Genomic DNA, 23,077 nt, shown 5'->3' on the forward strand with positions numbered 1-23,077 from the left:
ACTAAACAACATCGATTGCCCATTTCCTATTTCCCCTTGCCCTTCCTATGTCCCGGGGCATAATCCCTGGCTGACTGGTCTCCATGTAATTTCTTTTCTTGTCCGGGTGGCAACCGGTGATGCTTCTTGCCATGATGGTGGCAGTCATGGTGATGGCAGTCATGGTGATGGCAATCATGGTGGTGGCAGTCACGGTCGTGGCAATCATGGTCCTGATCATCATCATCGTCATCGTGGTCGTGCTCATGGTGGTGCCCGTTCGTGTCATCATGTTCATGCCCGGGCGTATGGGGTGACTGAGATCCCGGACCTTGGGGTTGTGGGGTGGTGGGTTGTGGGGTCTCCTGGGGGGGCGGTGTATTTTCCGTTGCCGATTTATGTTTACAACTACTTCCAATCAGTACAAGCAAAGCCAGCACAAAAACTTTACAGTTCATTTCTAGGGTATTGAATTTCGCGAATGAATATAAAAGGCAATTATAATATCATTTTGTTTAATTTCCAATACCCTGAGGGGAGTCGAAGGCCCGGCAACCTGCCTCGGGCTCCGAATAACCATAACCAGGTGCCGCATTTCGACTTTCCGCCAAAGGCCATCACTCTCCACACACAAGGTTAACAAACCACGCCCTAATTAATAACATTTGACACCCTTCCGCCGATTCGTATCTGGTTAATTTTGAGCATACTATGGTGTTTAGAAATATCCCAAAACAGAACACTCCATGAAAACCCCATTTAAACGACTGCTTGTCGGCATTGTAGCCATTGTGCTTATAGGATTAATAGTTTTAATCTCATTCCATAAACCTGCTTTCAACAACTTCACCTGGTTAGAGGATGGGGTGATCGTAAAAATTGAAAAACCTCAGGCCGGCGGAGCCGTAAATGTAAAGTTGCAGATAGTGAATGATAAAATTATTCATGTAACTGCTGCTGCCAGCGATTCATTTGCTGCTGCCCCCAGTTTAATGATTGAAGGGGTAAAACGTAACCCTCAATGGAAACTGGAAGAACAGGGCGATCAGTTGATATTGCAAACAGCCAGTTTACGGGCCATCGTTTCCCGTACAACGGGCAATGTACAATTCACCGACTTGAAGGGAAATGTAGTTTTAAAGGAGGTTCCCGCAGGGGGAAGGGCATTTGTGAAAAAAGACCTGGAGAGCAAGTCTACCTTTACAATTTCCCAATCTTTTGAATCCCCGGCCGGCGAAGCCTGGTATGGACTGGGACAACACCAGCAGGGATTATTTAATTATCGAGGCACCCAGGTTTCATTGTTGCAACAAAATTCAGAAGTGGCCATACCATTTATGGTCTCCAATCGGAACTATGGATTGTTATGGGATAATTATTCCATTTCGCGGTTTGGCGATTGCCGCCCGTTTGAACCATTACATACTTTATCGTTAACAGGTACAGATGGGACTTCCGGTGCATTGACCGCCACTTATTTTTCCAATAAAAAAGCAGACAGTGTATTCACCAGGCGGAGTGAAAAGGAGATCGATTATGAATTTATCCCGGCATTAAAGAACATCCCAGCGGGGTTCCCTTTACAAAAAGGCCGGGTGCAATGGGAAGGAAAGATCTCATCTGCCTATTCAGGCGAGCATAGCTTTTTGTTTTCATCAGGCGGGTATTTAAAATACTGGTTCAATGGCAAGTTGCTGGTTGATAAATGGCGGCAATGCTGGAACCCTATTACTACACTGGTAAAGGCGGATATGGAGAAAGGAAAACAATACCCCGTAAAAATAGAATGGATACCCGATGGAGGTGAATCGTATGTGGCCATGAAATGGTTGAGCCCTGTACCTGATACCAGTCAAAACAACTTTTCATTTTGGTCAGAGGCGGGGGATAATATCAACTATTATTTCGTTTATGGAAATAATATGGATGAGATCATTTCCGGCTATCGCGAACTCACCGGCAATGCCACTATGTTACCCAAGTGGGCCATGGGCTTTTGGCAAAGCCGGGAACGATATAAAACACAAAATGAGTTGTTATCGGTTGTAAAAGAATTCCGCGAGCGAAAAATTCCAATTGACAATATTGTTCTCGACTGGTTTTACTGGAAACCCGATCAGTGGGGCAGTCATGAATTTGATACCAGCCGTTTTCCCAATGCAGATGCCATGATAAAAGACCTGCATGAAAAATACAACACCCATTTCATGATCTCGGTATGGCCAAAGTTTTATACAGGTACAAAAAACTATGACCTGTTCAATGAAAAAGGCTGGTTATACAAACAGAATGTGTTGAACAACCAGAAAGACTGGGTAGGATATGTGTCTACTTTTTATGATGCCTACAATCCACAGGCGCGGGAACTGTTCTGGAAATTGATGAACGAGAAATTATACAGTAAGGGAGTAGATGGCTGGTGGATGGATGCAACTGAGCCTGATATATTATCAAATACCAGCATTGATGAAAGAAAAAAACTCATTGCACCTGTGGCGCGTGGTTCATCAACCAGTTATTTCAACGACTTTGCCGTTGAGAATGCCAAAGGTGTTTATGAAGGACAACGACGCACCAATGCGCTTGACCGGGTATTTATCCTGACCCGTTCTGCATACGCGGGGTTACAAAAATATGGAGCTGTAACCTGGAGTGGTGATATTGGTGCCCGTTGGAATGATCTGCAAAACCAGGTAGCGGCGGGGATTAACTTTTCGCTTTCCGGTTTACCTTACTGGACAACCGACATTGGTGGTTTTGCAGTTGAAAAGCGGTTTGAAAAGGCAACCGGCAGCGATCTGGATGAGTGGCGCGAGTTGATGACACGCTGGTATCAGTTTGGAGCCTTCTGTCCCATCTTCCGGGTGCATGGCCAATTCCCTTATCGCGAGATCTTTAATGTTGCGCCCCCTGACCATCCTGCATATAAAAGCATGTTGTATTACGATCAGTTGCGTTACCGGCTGATGCCATATATCTATACTATAGCCGCACAGGTGTATCATCATGATTATACCATCATGCGTCCGCTGGTGATGGATTTTGCTGCTGACAAGGCTGTAGAGAACATTGGCGACCAGTATATGTTTGGTCCATCGTTGCTGGTAAACCCCGTATATGAATACAAGGCAAGAAGCCGTTGGGTATATCTGCCTGCCAATACTGGCTGGTATAACTTCTATACAGGCGCTTACCTGGGCGGTGGACAGCGGATCAATGCCGCAGCCAGTTATGAACAGCTGCCGTTGTTTGTAAAGGAAGGAAGCATTATTCCCGTTGGGCCTGATCTGCAGTATACCAGTGAAAAACAAACCGACCCCATTACGCTGTATGTGTATACGGGCAAAGATGCCTCCTTCACCTTATATGAAGATGAAGGCACCAATTACAATTATGAAAAAGGCTTTTTTTCCAACATACCCATCGCTTACAATGAAGCCAATAAAACATTGACCATTGGTCAGCGCACCGGTAATTATGCCGGGATGTTGAAACAGCGCAGTTTTAATATCGTTTGGATATCCAGAACAAAGGCCCTTTCGCCAGAAAAAAAAGACGATAAGCCCGCAACCACCATCCAATATCTCGGAGAACAAGTATCGGTAACTATGAAATAAATAACGTGTGGGCCATCTGCCGAAAAGGAGGATGGTCCACATTTTTTCTCAACATTGCATGGTGCTAATCTGCTGAAATGGAATATGTTATCCCTGTTTCCAGTTCAAACCAATAGGAACTGGTTAACATTTTACTACCCAGAAAAACAAATTTTACTACCCCTGTATTCTATTGCAACCGGTACTTTAGCAACTGGTACTATTAGGGGCGCCTGATAACCCCCTAATTGCTGAACGATTGCTCGCCATTAGCCTTTTCCTTTTTCCAGGTTGTTCGGTAATCCCGGGCAACCTGGATTTTTTATGTCCCGCGTGTAAAATATACGGGAATGTTACCCCCGCTGCCCAGTATTTCCCGAAAGCCGCCTTATGCCTTGCAGCGCAAGCAGTTATCCGAATAAAATGCCCGCCAATACACAATAATTTGTTAAAAGAACAGTTGTTAGTTTAGTAGTTCGACATAATTAAATAACCCTTGTTGCGTTAAAGCAATGTATAGGTTACTCCGCGGGCGATCTTGAAGGGCGGGTACTGTCTAAACCCGGGAACTAAGTATTATTCTTACTTATACGTACTTAATTATTAGTATCACGCGTTATATATATTACGCATTGAATAGCTTAGATTATGTGCAATGACGATCGATGCCCAGTGGCTCAGGAACCATCGAGCTTTCATCATTTACAAATTACATTAATCAATAACTGAGATGGCATATACCCCGTCTTCAACCCGTTATGATTCCATGACGTACAATCGCTGCGGCAATAGCGGTGTATTGTTACCGGCTTTGTCGCTTGGGTTATGGCATAATTTCGGCGGAGTAGACGATTTCAAAAATGCACGTCGTATTGTTCGGCATGCTTTTGACAAAGGGATCACCCACTTTGACCTGGCGAATAACTACGGGCCGCCGCCCGGTTCGGCCGAGGAAAATTTCGGAGCCATGTTGAAGAAAGACTTTTCAGGTTATCTGCGCGATGAGTTGATCATTTCATCCAAAGCAGGATACCTGATGTGGCCGGGGCCTTATGGTAATTGGGGGTCGAGGAAATACCTGATGGCAAGCCTCGATCAAAGTTTACAACGGATGCGTTTGAATTATGTCGACATCTTTTATTCGCACCGCCCCGATCCTGATACACCGCTGGAAGAAACAATGATGGCCTTGCATGATATAGTAAAAAGTGGAAAGGCCTTATATGCAGGTATCTCAAACTACCCGGCTGCTGAAGCCAAAAGAGCATTTGAGATCTTGAAACAGGCAGGTACTCCCTGTCTTATTCATCAACCGAAATATTCGATGTTTGAAAGGTGGGTTGAGAATGGGTTACTCGATGTGCTGGAAGAATATGGTGTAGGTTGTATTCCGTTTTCACCCCTGGCGCAGGGATTATTGACCGATAGATATTTAAAAGGTATTCCTGAAGATTCAAGAGCATCAAAGGAACATGGTTTTTTAAAGGCTAATGAAATTACACCTGAGAAGATCGGGAAAATAAAAAAGCTGAACGAGATAGCACAACGCCGTAACCAGTCATTGGCACAAATGGCACTGAGTTGGATACTGAAAGATAAACGAGTAACAACAGTTTTGATCGGCGTAAGCTCAACAGAGCAGTTGGATAATAACCTGGCCTGTCTTGCCAACAGGCAGTTCTCATCTGCGGAACTAAGTGAGATTGAATCGATATTAAAAGGATAAGCGCAGCTGAAAAAAGCAAAACTGGTTTGCAAAAAAGATAGGTAACATATAACAATAGTAAAAGGTTTTAGAACGCTTAGACAAAACAAAATTTAGTATTATATTGCACCGTTCGTAAAAGCTACCTATAGATTTTTCCTGTAATGCAATGTGTGTATGGCTTTAATTGAAACAGGAACAGTACCATTTCTGTTCAATGTAAAGCAGGTTCGAAAAACATATTACAGCTATAGGGAACTATATAACCCCGCCAACCCAACAACCGCATGGAATAACCGCTGAGGTATTCTTTTGCTGCTGGCTGGTTATATAAGTCTGGTCAGTAGTTTTTACACGGGTCTGATATCTTATTTAGTAGCTACTTATCCATACACCTGAAATGAAAAAGACTATCCTGCATTTGTTGATCATGCATGGGATTTTAACCCAGGCGCTTGCACAGGGAACTGAAACCTCCCAACACTTAGGGGCCGCGAATGACCACTCCACGCTGTGGGGAGCTTATTCAGCGAATGAGCATGCTAATATTAAGACCAAGATTCCACTGCCTGGTTTACTGGGTGAAAAGGGAACTGGTAATAATTATGGTAGTACTGCCGGCCATGGTAATGAATTCGAATCTTATATAGAACGGGTAACTATCGATGCCAAAGCATCTGGCGATTTTGAGATGCAGGTGTATAGTAAAGGCCTTCAACCCAATGAGACCATCGAAATGCAGGTTTTTGATCCAACCGGCAAAGCATTGGGTGAACCTGCTCAGGTAACTGCTACAGAAACTTCTACCATAAAGAAGCAGTTCTCCATGATCAGAACATGGAACCCTGAGAACCCGCACATGTATCAGATTGTATTAACATTAAAAGATGCCACTGGACAAGTAATCTACACTTTTCTTAAAAAATTCGGTTTCAGAACAGTTGAGTCAAAACTTGATGGTATATATGTAAATGGTGTAAAGGCGATCTTTAAAGGGATGAACTGTCGCAGTGCCAACCTGGGCAACTACAGAACATCTGAAGAAGCTTACCTGGCCGACATCAATACCATGAAGGACCTGAACATGAACGCTGTTCGTTTGTCCTACTATCCGGTTGATCCTTTATACTTCGACCTGTGCGATTCTATTGGTTTGTTTGTGATCAGTGAATTGCCTGGTACAGATAAGAGAATGGTAAAAGACATCGTGTTCAGCGGTCTGAACCACCCTTCAGTGATCTGTTGGTCAACTGGCCCAGACCTCGCCGCCAATAAGGAACTGGATAAGGAATTTGCTGCATACGACGTACAAAGCCGGTATGTTATACATCCCATAAATAAAGATAAAAAGAGCTCAGATTTCAATACAGTTGCCAACTCTATCTTATATGGTACCGAAGCCTTCACCCCCGTTGAAATAGGTAACGGTATCTTCAATGGCGGTCGTGCTGCCGGTTTAGATGAGTTCTGGTCTGAAATGAGCAAGTCGAACAAATTCTCTGGAAGCTTCCTGGCTACTTACCGCGATGACAATGGTATTGAATCTGCCAGTGGCTTTGATCCCAAATCAAAAGATAAATGGGCCAGCTATTATGCCATCAAGGAAATATGGTCGCCATTGGCTTTCAATATCAGCCAGCTTCCCGCTTCCTGGAATGGTGTTATCACTATTGAGAACAAATTCCTGTATACCAACCTGAACAGATTAAAGTTCAACTGGAAACTGGTGTTGTTCCCTAAAGCTACCCAAAAGACCCTGGAACCTCTGGTGGTTGAACAGGGAACCATCGCTTCTCCGTACACCGGACCTGGCGAAAAAGCAGATCTGAAGTTCAACTTCCAAAACCAGTTCACTGTATGTGACGCCCTGCAGCTGACTGTACTGGATTCACGCGATAAAGAAGTTTATACCTACACTTTCCAGATCCGCAAACCTGTGGATGTGGTGGCAACCAGCCCTGAAGTATCTTCTATCTCTACCATCATGCGTACAGAAGAAGCCGACTTCCTGTCACTGGTGTGCGATGGTATCAACTATATCTTCGATAAAAAGACTGGTAACATCACCAAAGTATATGTTGGTAAACGTGACCTGGCATTCACCGGTCCTTTCCTGGCAGGTGTTCACAGTGGTTATGCCCTGGCCGATTTCAAACACATCGTAAAAGATAACATCCACACCGTGGAGGTTACTTATAAAGGCGAGAGCACATTGTGGGTAAGATGGACATTCCACACCGGTGATTTACCAAGGATGGAATACAACTACTCAATGAAGCCTGTAGGTGAATACGCAGGTATCACTTTCAAATACCCTGAGGAAAAGATCACAGGTATGAAATGGATGGGCCGTGGTCCTTTCCAGGTTTGGAAAAACCGTCAAAAAGGACAACAGATTGGTGTGTGGGAAAGATCGAACAAGTCTAACGTCAATAATGGCGAGTTCAAAGGATGGCATGCAGATATATACTGGGTGCAGTACCAAACAAACATGGGTAACTTCACGCTGTATACCGATCAACCGAACATGTACCTGCAATTGTTCAACCCATTGAAACAGGGTGCACTGTTGAACGAGTTCGCTACTGCACCATTCCCTGACAATGGTAACATCGGGTTTATGAACCAGATCAGTGGTTTGAGTACCAAACCTGCTGAGAATGTACCCAGCAAGAGCCTGAAAAGCGCTAATGATTCGTACAGCGGTTCTGTATACTTCGACTTCAGATGGTAATGTAACACTACTAAAGAATATTCCAAGAGTGGTCTCGGCTCAGCCGAGACCACTTTTATTTTATGCCTATAATAGTACCTTTATAAGATGGAATACGTACAATTAGGAAAATCAGACATGCGCATCAGCCGCATTGCTTTTGGTTGTATGTCGCTGGATAATGATGATGCCAATGAGCTCATCTTACACCGCGCCCTTGATCTTGGTATCAATTTCTTTGATACGGCCGATCTGTATGCAAAGGGGATGAATGAGCAGTTGGTAGGTAAAGCGTTGAAACGATATCGCGATAAAGTATACATTGCCACTAAAGTGGGCAATCAGTGGCGGGCCGATGGGAGTGGGTGGGACTGGAACCCACGCAAAGAATATATTCTGGCTGAAGTAGAAAAGAGTTTGCAACGATTGCAAATTGATTATATAGATCTGTACCAGTTGCATGGCGGGACCATCGACGACAACATCGATGAAACTATTGAGGCTTTTGAGCTGTTGAAGCAACAAGGTAAGATCAGGTATTATGGCATCTCCTCTATTCGCCCCAATGTGATCAGGGAGTATATAAAGCGCTCGAATATCGTAAGCGTGATGATGCAATACAGTTTGTTAGACCGCCGGCCAGAGGAAACCTGTTTGCCGCTATTGCAGGAAAACAATATTGGCGTACTGGTCCGTGGCGCCGTAGCACAGGGATTGCTGGTTAATAAATCACCAAAAGAATACCTGAATTACTCCCTGCAGGAAGTGGAGAAGGCTGCTGCTGCAGTTCAGGAAATTTCAAATACCCAACGCAATGCTGCTCAAACTGCCCTCCGGTTTGTGTTACATAATTCAGCCGTTACCACAGCCGTAACAGGTATAAGGACCATACAACAATTGGAAGAAGCCGTGGCCACGTTTAAAACGCCTATGCTAACCGAAAAGGACCTCTCTGTATTACAACACGCTGTTATAGCCAATAAGTATGAACAGCATAGATAAAGGCAATGGGCCCTCCTACGCTAAAGCTTCGGCGGGCGAGGCAATGGGCAATGGATTTTTGGCGGCGCAAGTTAGCAACTGTCGCGCGTCCACTCACTACTCATAGGTTCACCTATAAACTAATAATAAAAAAGGGCCCAGGCGGTTTAACCCACTTGAGCCCTTTTTTATTTTGTATTCCTTTTAACTGGTCAACTGATCAACTGGTTACCTTATCAAAGTAATGTCTCCGGTTTTACGAAGCTTATTCCCATCAAAGAATTCTACATCGAGCGTATAAGCATATACATCCATCGGTTGTGGCTGGCCATTGAGGGTACCATCCCAGCCAGCACGGCGATCGTTGGTCTCAAACACCAGCTTGCCCCAGCGATTATAGATCTTCCAGCTCATTTTCGCAATGCCAAAGCCGGTTATGGTAATATAACTATTACGGCCAAAGCGGCCAGGCGTAAAGGCATTAGGCACATCAAGCAGGGGATCTATCAATGCGTCAACCGGCTTACAAATAGTATCTGTACACCCGCTTTCAGACACTGCCACCAAACAGGCATCAAAAGTGCCGGTAATATTGTATTGATGGCTTACGGTATCAGCCGTTTTTTTAGTGACGATCTCTTCGTCGCCAAATATCCAATGGTATTCAACAGCCCCTGAGCTCAGGTTGGTAAAAATGATAGGTTTGTTAACTGATGGCGGTACGGGCGCAAAAGAGAAATTGGCCACTGGTTTGGCATAAACAGTTATATCCATGTACGTAGAGTCAACCTTATTACAGGTAGTGGTGTCAGTTACTTTCAGCTTAATGCGATAGGTGCCTATATTCGGATAAATATGCACCGGGTTTACATCACTACTTTGGGAACCATCACCAAAGTCCCATTCGAACTCCATACCCGCCAGTGAGGTATTATTGAAGATGGCAACATAGGGGGCACAGCCAACTGAAGGCGTTTCAAACCGCGCATCAACCAATGGCGATACCCGTATCTCCTGCACCAGCGAATCCACGGCATTACAATACGCCGTATCGGTTAAAATAAGTCTTGTTCTATAAGTGCCAGCCGCTTCAAAAGAGTGCCGTATAATGGAGTCGCCGGGTGTAATACGGGTGCCATCGCCAAAATCCCAGATAAAGCTGCTTGGTTTAAATGGTTTGTGAGACGGGAATGTTGAGGTATTCACAAACTCGTATAGCAGCGATTGACAGGGGGGCAGCTTTTTGTAGGTATAGTCTATATTGGCCGGATCATCGCGTACATGGATGGTCAGGTACGCCGTATCGCTGATATTACAACTGTTTGAGTCAATAGCGATAAGGCTTATGCGGAAAACACCCACGTTGTCAAATCTGTGTGTAACATTATAAGATGACGTTTCCACATCGGGCGTATTATCGCCAAAACTCCAGATGTATTTTCGCGCATCCAGAATGGTATCTTTAAAAGTAACCTCAAAGGGCACACAGCCTACCGTATCGAACACTCCTTTGAAATAAGCTTTGGGACCAGACCCCACCCCGCTAAAATTCAATAAGATCTTCAGGGCGCCCAGGTTACAGCCACGGGTACCTGCACCATTCTTTGGCGCCCATACGCCAGGGGTGGTCACATACGATTTGCTAACAGGCAGATCGCGGATGTTACCATAACAGTTGGCGCAAATGGCCTGATAAATGGCCCCGTTTTGATCAAACCGGCTGGTGCCGCCATCAACGTGTTCACCCAAACCGCCATCCTGACCAAAGAAAGTACCATATAACAATGATTCCGCGTTCCTTTTAAGTACGATGAAATAGAAGTCGCGGTTATCGGTAATTGATTTTAATGCATCGGAGGTAACCGGCATACCACGAGTACCACCCAGATCATATGGATCGGCCTGTGTAGAGGCAGGTACATACCAACCACCCCAGCCTGAGATATATACATTTTCACAACGGTCAACCAGGAAAGCCACTGGTGAAATATTGGGCTTATCGCCAGATCCAAATGTGGTGGAGTATTCTATATTGGTGAGGTCAGTGTTTAGTTTAACTACAAACTGTTTAGTGCCGTCATTTTTATAAGCGGCATTTATCACTGGCCACGTGCCCCGGGTAACACCCATTACATAGGGATAGTTATTCCGGTCAAACTGGATACCATAGATAATATCCGATTTATCTGTGCCCAGGAAAACACTTTTCTTTTGTTGGGTACCGTCATTTGAAATAATGGTGACAAAGCCATCTATGTATCCCTGGAAAGTGCCATTCAAAACCCCCGATCCCGGACCTGATGCGCCGGGGAAATCACTGCTTTCAGTTCCACCGGCTACATATATATCGTTGTTGACAGGACTTAGTGCCAGTACAAAAGCTGCATCATTGCCCGATCCGCCAACAAATGAACTCCAGATAATGCTTTTACAATCGGGTGCTATTTTCAGTACTACACCGTCCTGTGCACCGCTTTTTCTTTGTTGAAAAGTAGTGCCTCTTATCGGAAAATCGCTTGATTGTGATTGACCAGCCACATAAATAAATCCGGCGTTATCAATGATCACTTCACTGTGCGAATCGTCGCCATAGTTCCTGAGCAACGAAGTTATTTTATGGCCACTGGTCTCCATCTGGTCTTCAATATTCAATCCATCATTACCGGTGCCGCCAATACGCATGGAACCAATCAGGGCGCTACCGGTGGCATTCAATTTGGTAACTATCATATCGCAATCAGATCCTTCAGTCGTTTTGCCTATCAGGTCGCCAGGATAGTCGGTAGAATAAGTACGACCCAAAACCACCAGATTACCCTGTGCATCACAATACAAACTATGGGGAAATTCATCGGCGCTGCCACCCAGGTACGTAGCATACACGCGGGTAGAACCATTGGCGCTGAATTTAAAAATGCTGATATCTATCCCTTTTCTGCCACCACGCGACCAGGTAGTTTTATAAGCACCGGGCGAAGTAGGAAAGCCTGAATTAAATGAAATGCCACCCGAGAAAAAGGAGCCATCAGGGCCAGGCGTGGCCGTAAATCCCCATTCATCGGATGTACTGCCCGTAAAAGAGGAGAAGATGATGGTGGGGTCAATAACCAATGTGCTTGTTTTTGAATATGCATCGGTTTTAAAACGTACTGTTTTGCCATCGATCTTGTAGGAACAGGGCGTTTCCTGTTTGCCACGCACTTTATCAAACAGATAACTGTAGGGATACAGTTCCCTTACTTCACCAAGGCTTGTCTTGATCACAAGCTCGCTTTTTTTGACAGACAGTTTATCGGCCCCATCGTATTGCATGGCAATGTTGTTCACATCGCCACCGGGGTTCACAATTATATCGTATTTCAACTGACCGTTCTCAGAGTAATAGCGAACATCGATATTGGGATAAACATTTTTATAGATCACCGCCTGGCAGCTTTTTACATTGGTGCGCCATTTGGCGGGGTCCTTGCCAATAATATAGTTACTATAACCAGGTAATACTTTATCAGGAACAACCTCAGGATTGGCGGAGCCGCCAATGAAGTGCACCTTGTAGGCATGGGAGCGAACGGTAAAGGGAGAATCCACTGCATTCGTAACCTGCCGGGCATTGCTGGTGGTTGATCTCCTGCTACTGTTTTGGTTAGCGGAGGGCTCGTGGTTATCACGCAACAGTTGCAGGTCGTCTATATTGTGTTGTACAACCGTAAAACCATTTTTATGCAGATAAAAATTACCAGCAGGTAATGTGCCTTTGAAGGTGATCTCTTTTTCCCACTGCCCGTTATTCTCAACAAATTCAAATGTAGAAGGTGATTGCGCAGCCAGGCGTATAACGCCAGTTACGAGCAGCGCTATAACCATCAGAATATTCTTAACCAAAATACGTGTTTTCAAGGTGTAATAAATAGGAAGGTTGGTGCTATGATAGGGAATACTGTTTTAAATGTTACCCTGTTTTAATATTTGAATGATGGGCACATAGACTGTCTTCTGTCACCATTGTATTCGTTATAGAACCCGTTTTGCGTCAATGCAAATTCAAAGGCGCCACGGCTATAATTATACTTGTTCAGGGATGAAGTGGTAGCGTCGTATGTGAACATCAGTTTTAAGCTTTTCCAGATAAATCCAACCATCGGAATAACGGCATCTCCAGACCGGTAATAGATACCACCGATCAACTGGCTTTCACCATCGCCCGACAAATTGTATTGAACATTACCTCCGGCAACCAGTTCACTGGTTTTGGAGGTAAAGCTGTAATAGGCCATTGGGTTAACGATCACCTGGTCGTTTAACTTTACGCTGGCATTGCCAAAGGCATTATACCGGCGGGGAATACGACCGTCTGCTCCGGTTGCAGGATCAGTACTTTTAAAGAAGGATTCCCGGGGCGTGTTGAGGTGCATGGCAGAAAAACCACCATTCACATATAATTTATCGGTAGGGAAGTAGGCATAGTTAACGCCAACCTGCATATCGAAATAACTCACATTCGGGGCATCGAGCACCACACTGGTGGGCAGGTTGCTGTCGAAGAACTTGCCATCAAACTGATCGGGAAACTTAAGATCGGTAGTATTGATGCGTTTATTGGCCCAACCTACATTCATCCCAAATGATAACAGGTGTGCCACGCCCAGCATCTGATGGTAGGCTGCGGAACCATATATTTTGGTTGAGGTTAAGCCGCCCGAACCGGCTACATCACGTAATATTAAACCGCCTAATCCCAGCCAGCCGCTTTCAATTCGATCTCTAAAAACCTGTGCATCGCCCCAAATACTCATGGTTTTGTACGGTACACTCATGATAGATGACCATTGATTACGGTAATTAACTCCTAATCGATAGTCGGCATCGGGAATAAAGCCCGTATTGGCCGGATTGGTTGTGAGCGGGGAGTTGAACCATTGTGAAAAATGCAGGTCCTGTGCTGCAGCCTGATAATAAAAACTCATTATACAGGATAGCGGCAGCACAAAGGCTTTAAAAAACAGGTATTTCATTCCTCGAGTCACAGGGGGCCAGGCCATTTGTTTTGTTATATTTTTCTTCATAAACCACCCGTCTAAAATTACAATTTGTTAAATGCTGTTAAAGCTTTTCCCAGGCTTTAACGTATTATTACCAAAGGGTGTTTCATAGGTAATAATTGTTCGTATTTTCTACGTTAGTCGTTTCACTTTTTACGATAATCCACCTACGCCAAGGCTTCGGTGGCCAAGTCGGCAATCCTTCGCCCGCCGAAGCTTTAGCGAAGGCGGGGGTAATCCTCAATCCGCGTCGCGGCCCCTATCAACCCTGTCAACGGTGTTAACTGATCAACTGGTCATCTGATCAACTTACCCCTATCTTATCAAAGTAATATCCCCCGTTCGCCTCAGCTTCTTGCCATCCGAGAATTCAACATCCAATGTGTAAGCATACACATCCATTGGCTGCGGCGATCCTTTAAAGGTGCCATCCCAGCCCGCTTTTCTGTTATCTGTCTCAAATACCAGCTGCCCCCACCGGTTATAAATGCGCCAGGTCATTTTTGAAATGCCAAATCCGGCAACCGCGATATAGGCATTGCGGCCAAACCGGCCGGGTGTAAAGGCATTGGGTACATCCAGCAACGGATCAATGATCGCTTCCACCTGTTTACAGATCGTATCACTACATTCAAATTGATTGAAGGTAATGAGACAGGCATTAAACGTGCCCGTTTCATTATATTGATGCGATACCGTATCCATGGTGGCCTTTATAGTGGAATCCCCATCGCCAAACAACCACACATACCGCGCTCCGCCGACGGATAAATTGGTAAATATGGTAGGTTTATTCGTTACCGGCGGTATAGGTGCCACCGAAAAGTCAGCGGTTGGCAACGGATTCACACTAATATCCATGTAGGTTGAATCCACTATGTTACATGTACTACTGTCAACCGCAACCAATGTAACCCGATAGGTGCCCACGTTATTGTATACGTGTACCGGATTTATTTCGTTGGAAATTGGCGAACCATCTCCAAAATTCCAGGAAAACTGTTGTCCGGCCAGCGACGTATTATTAAAAATAGCGGTATAAGGCGCACAGCCAGATGACGGGGTTTCAAAGCGGGCATCAACCAACGGGGAAACGCGCAACTCTTTCACCACAGAATCGGGCGAGTTGCAATAACTGGTATCCTCCAGTATCAATTTGGTTTGGTAAGTGCCTGCCGATCCGTAAGAGTGCTCAATAATAGCCGCTGCTGGCGTTACTCTGGTACCATCGCCAAAATCCCAGGTAAAGCTGTTGGGATTAAATGGTTTGTTGGGGGGGAAACCTGTTTTATTCTCAAATCGGTAATTCAACGATTGACAGGGCGATAATTTGGTTGAGATAAAGTCAAGGTTAGCCTTGTCTGAACGCACATGAATGGTCACATAAGCAGTATCCCTGATATTACAGGTGGTTGAATCGACGCCAACCAAACGCACCCGGTAGTCACCCACGGCGCCGAAGGTATGGGAAACCGACGGATCGGTGGTTGTTTCGTCGGGCGAGCCGTCGGCAAACGACCACTCATAACTTTTGGCATTGAGAACCGTATCTTTTAACGTAACCGTAAAAGGTACACAGCCAAGTGTATCTATCACGCCATTGAAATAAGACCTTGGCCCGGCGGCAACACCGGCAAAGTTAAACGCGATCTTGGCCGCAGCCAGGTTACAGTTGGAGGTACCGGTACCATTGGTAGGGCCCCATACACCGGGGGTAATAGGGTAGGGTACTGAAATACTGCCTACCGAACTGCCAAAGCAATTGGCGCAAATGGCCTGGTAAATGACCCCTTGTGCATCGTAGCGGCTGGTGCCGCCATCAACGTGTTCTCCTTCACCACCGCTTTGGCCAAAGAAGGTGCCGTACAACAGGGAGGCCGCATCTTTTTTAATTACTATAAAATAGAAATCGTGATTATCGGTAACTGATTTCAGCGCATCGGGTGTGGTGGGCATACCAGCTACGCCCGCCATATTGAAGGGGTCGCGTCCGCTGCTGGAGATCCAGCCGCCCCAACCGGAAATGTATACATTCTCACACCGGTCAACCAGAAAAGCAACAGGTGAAATATTTGGCCTGCTGGTGCCGGCGCCAAAGGTGGTGGAATATATAAAACCCGAAAGATCGGTTTGCAACTTGGCAACGAATTGTTTGGTATTGTCGGACCCGTACGCCGCATTCACCCGGGGCCAGTTACCTTCAGATGTACCCATGATATAGGGGATGGAAAACCTGTCGAACTTGATCCCATACACGGCATCAAAACCAGAAGTGCCCATATAACTGCTCCGGATAATGGAAGAACCGTTATTGGTGATCTCCGCCACAAAGCCATCCACAGAATTGCCATTGGCATTTTGCTGATTACTGGCCTGATAAACACCGCTCTTGTTGCCAGGCAGGTTGCTGCTGTTGGTGGCGCCCCCCACATAAATATTGTTGGTGGCAGGACTAACCGAAATTACAAAAGCGCCATCATCACCTTCGCCCCCTAAATAACTACTCCATATTACGTTATTACAGGTGGGGTCTATTTTCATTACTACGCCGTCCTGTTTACCACCAGGGGTAGGGCCAAATACGGAACCGATTATCTTGAAATTATCAGAACGCGATTGCGCGGCCACATAAATATTATTACCACCATCCAACGTTACTTCACTCCGGCTGTCATCGCCATAAAAACGCAGGGTAGAAGATAAATTAATGGAACCGCCTTCCTGCATGTCGCTGATGTTAACGCCATCGGGACCAGTACCGCCAATACGAAGCGAACCAATAAGAGCGGTACCGGCAGCATTGAATTTAGTAACACAAATATCAGCTCCACCGCCAGGACCTACTAATGTACCAGGATATTTGGAAGAATAAGTTCTGCCCATAACTACCAGGTTGCCCTGCTGGTCACAGATAAGGCTATGCGGGTAATCGTTTCCTTCACCGCCGAGGTAGGTTGCATAACTCCGTTGAGTGCCGTCGGGACTGAATTTAAAGATCCCCATATCAACCCCACCATTGGCCGACCCCCCCTGAAAGGTTGTTTGATAGGCGCCAGGTGAAACCGGGAACCCATTCCCAAAAACGATACCGCCGGAATATAAAGACCCATCGGGCCCGGGGGTAGCCGTAAAACCATATTGACCGGCTTTACTGCCTGTGAAGGAAGAGAAGATCAGCGTGGGGTCGATGATAAGCGTGCTTGTTTTTGAGTAATTGCCAACGCTGAAGCGAACAATGTTTTTATCCAGTACATACGAGCACGTGGTTTCCTGCCGGCCCTTTACGGGATCAAACTGATAGGAATAGGGGTATAATTCTTTTACATCACCAACGGAGGTTTTTATGATCAGCTCTTTGTTTTTGATCAACAGTTTATCGGCGCCATCGTAGCGCATTTGTATGTTGCCTACATCACCGCCGGGGTTTATAATGAGATCATATTTCAATTGTCCGTTCTCGGAATAATAGCGTACATCGATATTGGGATAAATGTTTTTATACAACACCGCCTGATAGATCTTCACATGGGAAGCCCATTTGGAAGGATCATTACCAATAAAATAATTGCTATAGGTTGATACCGGTTTATCAGGCACTATTTCCGCATTGGCGGAAGCACCCACAAATTGGACCTGGTAAGCATGGGAGTGAATAACGAAAGTTGGATAGTTGGGGTTAGAAGCTCCGCCATCATTGTCTGGTTTGTGCGGATCATAATGGGCTATGCGGGCACTGGCTTGCGAATTCTCAGGATTACCGTCCACGGCGCCATGCTGCCGTTGAAAATAGCGAAGCAGATCGCTGGTGTTATGTTGTACAACGGTAAAACCGTTAGGATGCAGGTAAAAATCACCTGCAGGTAATTCGCCCTTAAATTTTATTTTGCTCTCCCACTGGCCTTTGTTCTCAGTAAACTCAAAGGTAGACGGACCACCCTGAGCGAACATTTCAAGGGCTTTGATGGTAAGAAAAAGTATGAGTAAACTAATTCTGCCCAATGCCTGTCGATTTACGTTGTATAAAAAATAAAAACTGATCTATTCTATTCTTACTGCCTGGAATAATATTAAAAACATATTAAACCTACGCAGTGTATGGTTAAATAGCAGGGGATGGAACTAATAATGTATGGTACAATCAATGTGTACGATCAATCTCAAGTAAGCAGTTAAGCGTTTACAATTTTCCAATAAGGCGAATTGCAAACTGCATGATTTAGCAGTGTTGGTTTATGGTGCTTAGATACCTACGATATTTTGCTCCAGGCGGTTTTTCCCTGAAGCGATTGCAGGTAATATTTTAGCTGCAAATTTGTTGCCGAAGCCAGGTCAGGGTCATCATCAAGTACACGTTCGGCTATTTCGCGGGCAATCTCAAGCCACTTTCTATCCTGAACGATACTTGCCAGTTTAAAATTCAATGCCCCGCTTTGACGGGTACCTTCAATATCGCCGGGACCACGCAGTTCAAGATCTTTCTCTGCTATCTTGAAACCGTCGTTCGTAGCACACATAGTGTTTAACCGTTCCCGGGCATCATTGTTCAGTTTAGAACCAGATAATAATATGCAGAAACTTTTCTCGCTTCCCCGGCCTACACGGCCACGTAACTGGTGTAGTTGGGATAACCCAAATTTTTCAGCATTCTCTATCACCATTACGCTGGCATTAGGTACATCAACGCCCACTTCAATAACCGTTGTACCTACCATGATCTGCGTATCACCGGTTTTAAAACGATGCATATTGGTGTTACGAACTTCCTGCGTTTGCTGACCGTGCACCATACTGATCCAGTATTTGGGCTCAGGGAAATATGCCTGCACGTTTTCATAACCTTTCATCAGGTTTTCGTAATCCAGTTTCTCCGATTCTTCAATGAGCGGAAATACTATATAAGCCTGCCTTCCTTTCGTAATTTCAGCCTTGATAAAATCCATTACCTGGCTGCGAACCGTCTCATAACGATGTACGGTTAAAATAGGTTTACGGTTGGGTGGCAGTTCGTCTATGATACTCGTATCCAGATCGCCATAGGCTGTCATCGCAAGCGTACGTGGAATAGGCGTGGCCGTCATTACCAACACATGGGGCGGTATGGCTCCCTTGCTCCACAACTTGGCCCGTTGTGCTACGCCAAACCGGTGCTGTTCATCAATAATAGCCAGCCCCAGGTTTTTGAATTTTACGGTATCTTCCAGTATCGCATGGGTACCTACTACAAAATGAATGGTACCTTCTTCCAGTCCTTTTAAGATCTCTTTACGCTCTTTCGTTTTTGTGGAACCCGTTAGCATGCGCACATTCACCGGTAGTTCGGATAACAGTTTACTGATGCTGTTGAAATGTTGCTGGGTCAATATTTCGGTGGGGGCTAATAAACAACCCTGATAACCGTTATCGATGGCCAGCAAAAGCACCAGCAGCGCTACAATGGTTTTGCCACTTCCAACATCACCTTGCAACAAACGGTTCATTTGTTTGCCGCTGCCTGTATCGCGTCGGATCTCTTTTATTACTCTTTTTTGTGCGCCGGTTAATTCAAACGGAAGATATTTTTCATAGAAGGTATTGAATATTTCGCCTACCTGGCCAAATACAATTCCTTTTGAATAACGGTGCCGTTGCTGTCGCAACAAACCCATTCGTATCTGCGCAATGAAAAACTCTTCGAATTTCAATCGGTTTATTGCCTGTTGCCACGTTTCCAGGTCGGGAGGAAAATGCATGTTCACAAAAGCCTTGAAACGAGGCATCAGTTGCAGGGGTTGTAATACAGAATCAGGTAGAATTTCAGGAATGTTATTTTCCTGTAACAATTTAATTAAAGTTTCTGTAAAATGACCAATCTGCCGGCCACCCATTCCCCGGGATTTTAATTTTTCGGTGCTTGGATATACCGGTTCCAGGGTGCTTTTTCCTTCCAACTTCTCTCTGCTAAAGGTTTCCAGCTCGGGATGGGTAATTTGAGGAGTACCCTGAAAAAAACTTACTTTACCGTAAACCAGATAGGCCTGGCCAATCGTAAGGCTTTTCTGGATCCAGTTTATCCCCTGGAACCATACCAGCTCAATGGAGCCGGTGGAATCCCTTAATTCAGCTACCAGCCGTTTGCCTCTTTTTTCGCCTATTAAACCGGTGCTTGTGAGCTTGCCGGCAATTTGAACGAATTCGGTTTGCGGGGTTATGTCCCGTACCAGGTTTACTTTGGTCTTATCGATGTGGCGATAGGGGACCAGTTCAAGCAGGTCCTTAAAAGAATAGATATTCAGCTCTTTTTTGAGCAGATCGGCCCGCTGTGGCCCCACACCCTTTAAGTATTCAATGGGATTGGCTAGTATGTCGGTTGTTCCTTTGATGGCGCAAATTTAATTAACGTGTTGATATGTTGACGAGTTGACAAGTTTATAAGTTGAATAATAGCGCGGGGCTGTATTCCTCCCCTCCACCGGAGGGGCCGGGGGTGGGTTGCCGCGCCGCGGTGTATTGCTTGTGGCTTACAGCTTGCAGCTTTCCCGTTCCTGACCCTCCAGCACCACTCTTTATCTCCAGGCCACATTAAAAAACGACCCCCAATTTTTAATCCCTTGTTACAGAACCGTTAAGGAATACAAATTGCAAACATTGGGCAATAAACCTTGTTTCAATAATGCATTCTCAATTTGTTAAAACAATATAGGTTATGAAGAAAATAGTGATTCCCGTGCTAATGGCAGCAGGTATCCTCGCTATGACCAGCTGCAAGAAAGACCCTATCAAGAATCTGGAAGGTGATGAAGGACAGATCTATATCACCAAACACTCCGACTCCGTTAACTTCTCCTCTTTCCGAACGTTTAGTATCGCCGATTCGGTGGCCGTTATCCAAAACAACAAATTACTGGGTAAAGAGCTCACCGATGTAGATGCCGCCTATATCAAAGCGGTTAAAGATCAGCTTACCCAACGCGGGTATACGCTGGTGAGCAAAGACCAGAACCCCGAACTGGGTATTACCGTAAGCCAGATCTATAATACCAGCACCGGGGTATTTGACTATGGTTCCTACTGGGATCCTTATTATGGCTCGTATTGGGGGCCCGATTACTGGGGTTATGGCGGATATGGCTACTACTTCCCGTCGTATTACTATGGAACATACTCCATTACAGAAGGGGCTATGTCAATCGACGTCTTTAATTTAAAAGATGTGAAGGAGTCAAATAAAATAAGCGGCATTTGGAATGGGTTGCTCAGGGGAACAGGTGTTTTTAGCGTTTCAGCCGCTAATAAGGGGGTGAAGGCCCTGTTTGACCAAAGCAGCTACTTTAAAGCATCCTGATTCTATTTCAATTACGAATTCAAAAAAATTACAGATATGAAAACGCAGACTAGAACGGCTATGTTTTTGATTACCAGTCTGTTCTTTTTAGCCTTGATTCCATTTACCAGTAAGGCGCAGGAAAAGAGATTACAGCTGGACATAAATTACAGTGTTGGCATTCCCGGCAGTTCTTTTAAAAAAGATGCCATAGATAAAGTTTCCACCCGCGGGTGGACGGCCAACCTGATGTATAACATTACGCCCCAGATCTCAGTAGGGGTAGGGACCGGTTTCCAGGATTTCTACCAGAAGTATCCCCGCGACGTGTATAAGTTAAGCGAAGGCGGCGAAATATCGGCGGTATTGACCAATTCCATTCAAACCATTCCGTTACTGGCCCAGTTTCAATATCGACTGTTGCCAGGTAAAACGGTACAACCGTATGTGGGAGTAGGCGTTGGCGGTAATATGATCATCTTCGACCAGTACCTTGGTGAGTTTGATAATTCAAAGTCAAGCTTCAAATTCGCAGCACGCCCTGAAGTTGGGTTGTTTGTTCCATTCAGGAAAGACGGCCCCGCAGGTATTCACCTGTTTGGTGCCTACAATTATATGCCTTACAAAATGGATGGAGTGGAAAACCTGAATAACTGGGGAGCAGGATTGGGGGTGAAATTTCCTTTAGGTTCTTAGTTCCAGGTACACAGTTCCCAGTTCAAAGTTTTAGCCCCGCTTCGGCGGGGTTCTTTTTTAGGAATCCCCTCCTGGGAGAGCCTGTCCCGCTTTGCGGGAGGTAGGGGTGGGTTTTTGTGTTTATGTGCTGCCGTTGCGACGCTCCGTTCAACGTTCAGTTCGCTGTTGAGCTTTTGGAGAGCTTGCAAATCGATTATGAGTCCTGAAAATTCAGAGACCCATTCACAACTCACAACTGACAACTCACTAATTCAGTTGCGGATCAACCGGGAAATTCGCCATCATTTCATAATCGCCGCCAAGATGTTTGAGGGATTCTTTCCAAATTTCATCGGCTTTGCGGTGGAACACCAGCTTGCGGGTTGCCGGGGCGGTAAGCCATGATTTTTCTTTCAATTCATCATTGAGCTGGCCACTGCCCCAGCCGGAATAACCTATAAAAAATCGGATCTTTGTAGTGTCAATAGATCCCGCTTTAATAAGGGTAATGGCTGTTTCAAAATCGCCACCCCAGTAAATACCATCCAGCACTTCATAACTGCCGGGAATTAAGTCGGGATATTGATGCAGGAAATGAATAGTATCCATTTGGACCGGACCACCATAAAAGACAGGAAGTTTTAATTCATCCAGGTCGTTCATAAGTTCATTCAGGGTATGGCCAAATACCCGGTTTATTACAAAACCAAAACTGCCTTCATCCTGATGATCACATAAAAACACAACAGTGCGGCTGAAATTCGGGTCCTTTAAAAAAGGCTCCGCAATAAGTAATGTACCTGGTCCTGGGTTTACCATATCCTGAAATTAGTACTTAAAACGGGTAACAAAAATGATTGTTTAAAAATTTTAGCGATTCAATAAAACTTTTATAAGTTAGTGGCTCGCTAAAGTTTCCGCCCCCTGTAGGGGGCTAACTTGGTAAATCTAAGTTAAACCATAGGCTACGAAATCCGTGCCATGGGAGCGACGAATTTCGTTTATTAAATTTGCCGGTTACTAAAATTATCTGCATGGGATGTTGAGATTTCCCATTAACCAGGAGAAGAAAAGTAGAAAAGGATAACC

The 23,077-nt window shown here is 45.1% G+C and carries 12 protein-coding genes; 6 read left to right on the forward strand and 6 right to left on the reverse strand.

All coding sequences use genetic code 11. The annotated features are described in order from the left end of the window. Position 1 precedes the first annotated feature (1 nt). Positions 2-247, reverse strand: coding sequence for a hypothetical protein (locus J7I42_RS10605; protein ID WP_209138753.1), 246 nt, complete (start codon positions 245-247; stop codon positions 2-4). 478 nt (positions 248-725) lie between these two features. Here J7I42_RS10605 and J7I42_RS10610 point away from each other — a divergent pair, with 478 nt between their 5' ends. The 4 genes from J7I42_RS10610 (at position 726) to J7I42_RS10625 (ending at position 8,995) form a co-directional block, all read left to right on the forward strand. After that, positions 726-3,596, forward strand: coding sequence for a glycoside hydrolase family 31 protein (locus J7I42_RS10610; RefSeq protein ID WP_209138754.1), 2,871 nt, complete (start codon positions 726-728; stop codon positions 3,594-3,596). Between the two features lie 709 nt (positions 3,597-4,305). Further along, complete coding sequence (gene mgrA, locus J7I42_RS10615; protein ID WP_209138755.1) at positions 4,306-5,301, forward strand: L-glyceraldehyde 3-phosphate reductase; 996 nt, start codon at positions 4,306-4,308, stop codon at positions 5,299-5,301. A 379-nt stretch (positions 5,302-5,680) separates the two neighbouring features. Next, on the forward strand, positions 5,681-8,014 hold the full coding sequence (locus J7I42_RS10620) for a glycoside hydrolase family 2 TIM barrel-domain containing protein (protein WP_209138756.1): 2,334 nt from the start codon (positions 5,681-5,683) through the stop codon (positions 8,012-8,014). An 87-nt stretch (positions 8,015-8,101) separates the two neighbouring features. Then, positions 8,102-8,995, forward strand: a complete 894-nt coding sequence (locus tag J7I42_RS10625; RefSeq protein ID WP_209138757.1) for an aldo/keto reductase — start codon at positions 8,102-8,104, stop codon at positions 8,993-8,995. A gap of 207 nt (positions 8,996-9,202) precedes the next feature. On the opposite strand, the gene J7I42_RS10630 is transcribed toward J7I42_RS10625, so the two are convergent. The 4 genes from J7I42_RS10630 to recG all read right to left on the reverse strand — a co-directional run bounded on the left by J7I42_RS10630 (position 9,203) and on the right by recG (position 20,381). After that, positions 9,203-12,856: a DUF7948 domain-containing protein gene (locus J7I42_RS10630; protein ID WP_209138758.1), complete on the reverse strand. Its 3,654-nt coding sequence runs from the start codon at positions 12,854-12,856 to the stop codon at positions 9,203-9,205. A 77-nt stretch (positions 12,857-12,933) separates the two neighbouring features. Then, complete coding sequence (locus J7I42_RS10635) at positions 12,934-14,037, reverse strand: PorP/SprF family type IX secretion system membrane protein (RefSeq protein ID WP_209138759.1); 1,104 nt, start codon at positions 14,035-14,037, stop codon at positions 12,934-12,936. 291 nt (positions 14,038-14,328) lie between these two features. Further along, positions 14,329-18,012 (reverse strand): DUF7948 domain-containing protein, encoded by a 3,684-nt coding sequence (locus tag J7I42_RS10640; protein ID WP_209138760.1) that lies wholly within the window; start codon positions 18,010-18,012, stop codon positions 14,329-14,331. 248 nt (positions 18,013-18,260) lie between these two features. Continuing rightward, the gene (gene recG, locus J7I42_RS10645; protein ID WP_317196242.1) at positions 18,261-20,381 is read right to left on the reverse strand and encodes an ATP-dependent DNA helicase RecG; all 2,121 of its coding nucleotides are present in this window, start codon (positions 20,379-20,381) and stop codon (positions 18,261-18,263) included. 314 nt (positions 20,382-20,695) lie between these two features. Here recG and J7I42_RS10650 point away from each other — a divergent pair, with 314 nt between their 5' ends. Further along, positions 20,696-21,334: a DUF4136 domain-containing protein gene (locus J7I42_RS10650; protein ID WP_209138762.1), complete on the forward strand. Its 639-nt coding sequence runs from the start codon at positions 20,696-20,698 to the stop codon at positions 21,332-21,334. Positions 21,335-21,370: 36 nt separating this feature from the next. Next, the gene (locus J7I42_RS10655) at positions 21,371-22,009 is read left to right on the forward strand and encodes an outer membrane beta-barrel protein (protein ID WP_209138763.1); all 639 of its coding nucleotides are present in this window, start codon (positions 21,371-21,373) and stop codon (positions 22,007-22,009) included. 246 nt (positions 22,010-22,255) lie between these two features. Here the strand turns inward: J7I42_RS10655 and J7I42_RS10660 are convergent, their stop codons facing one another. After that, positions 22,256-22,807: a YqgE/AlgH family protein gene (locus tag J7I42_RS10660; RefSeq protein ID WP_209138764.1), complete on the reverse strand. Its 552-nt coding sequence runs from the start codon at positions 22,805-22,807 to the stop codon at positions 22,256-22,258. Positions 22,808-23,077: the final 270 nt, after the last annotated feature.

It is taken from the genome of Niastella soli (genome assembly GCF_017742245.1).
In the GTDB taxonomy this organism is placed as follows: Bacteria; Bacteroidota; Bacteroidia; order Chitinophagales; family Chitinophagaceae; genus Niastella; species Niastella soli.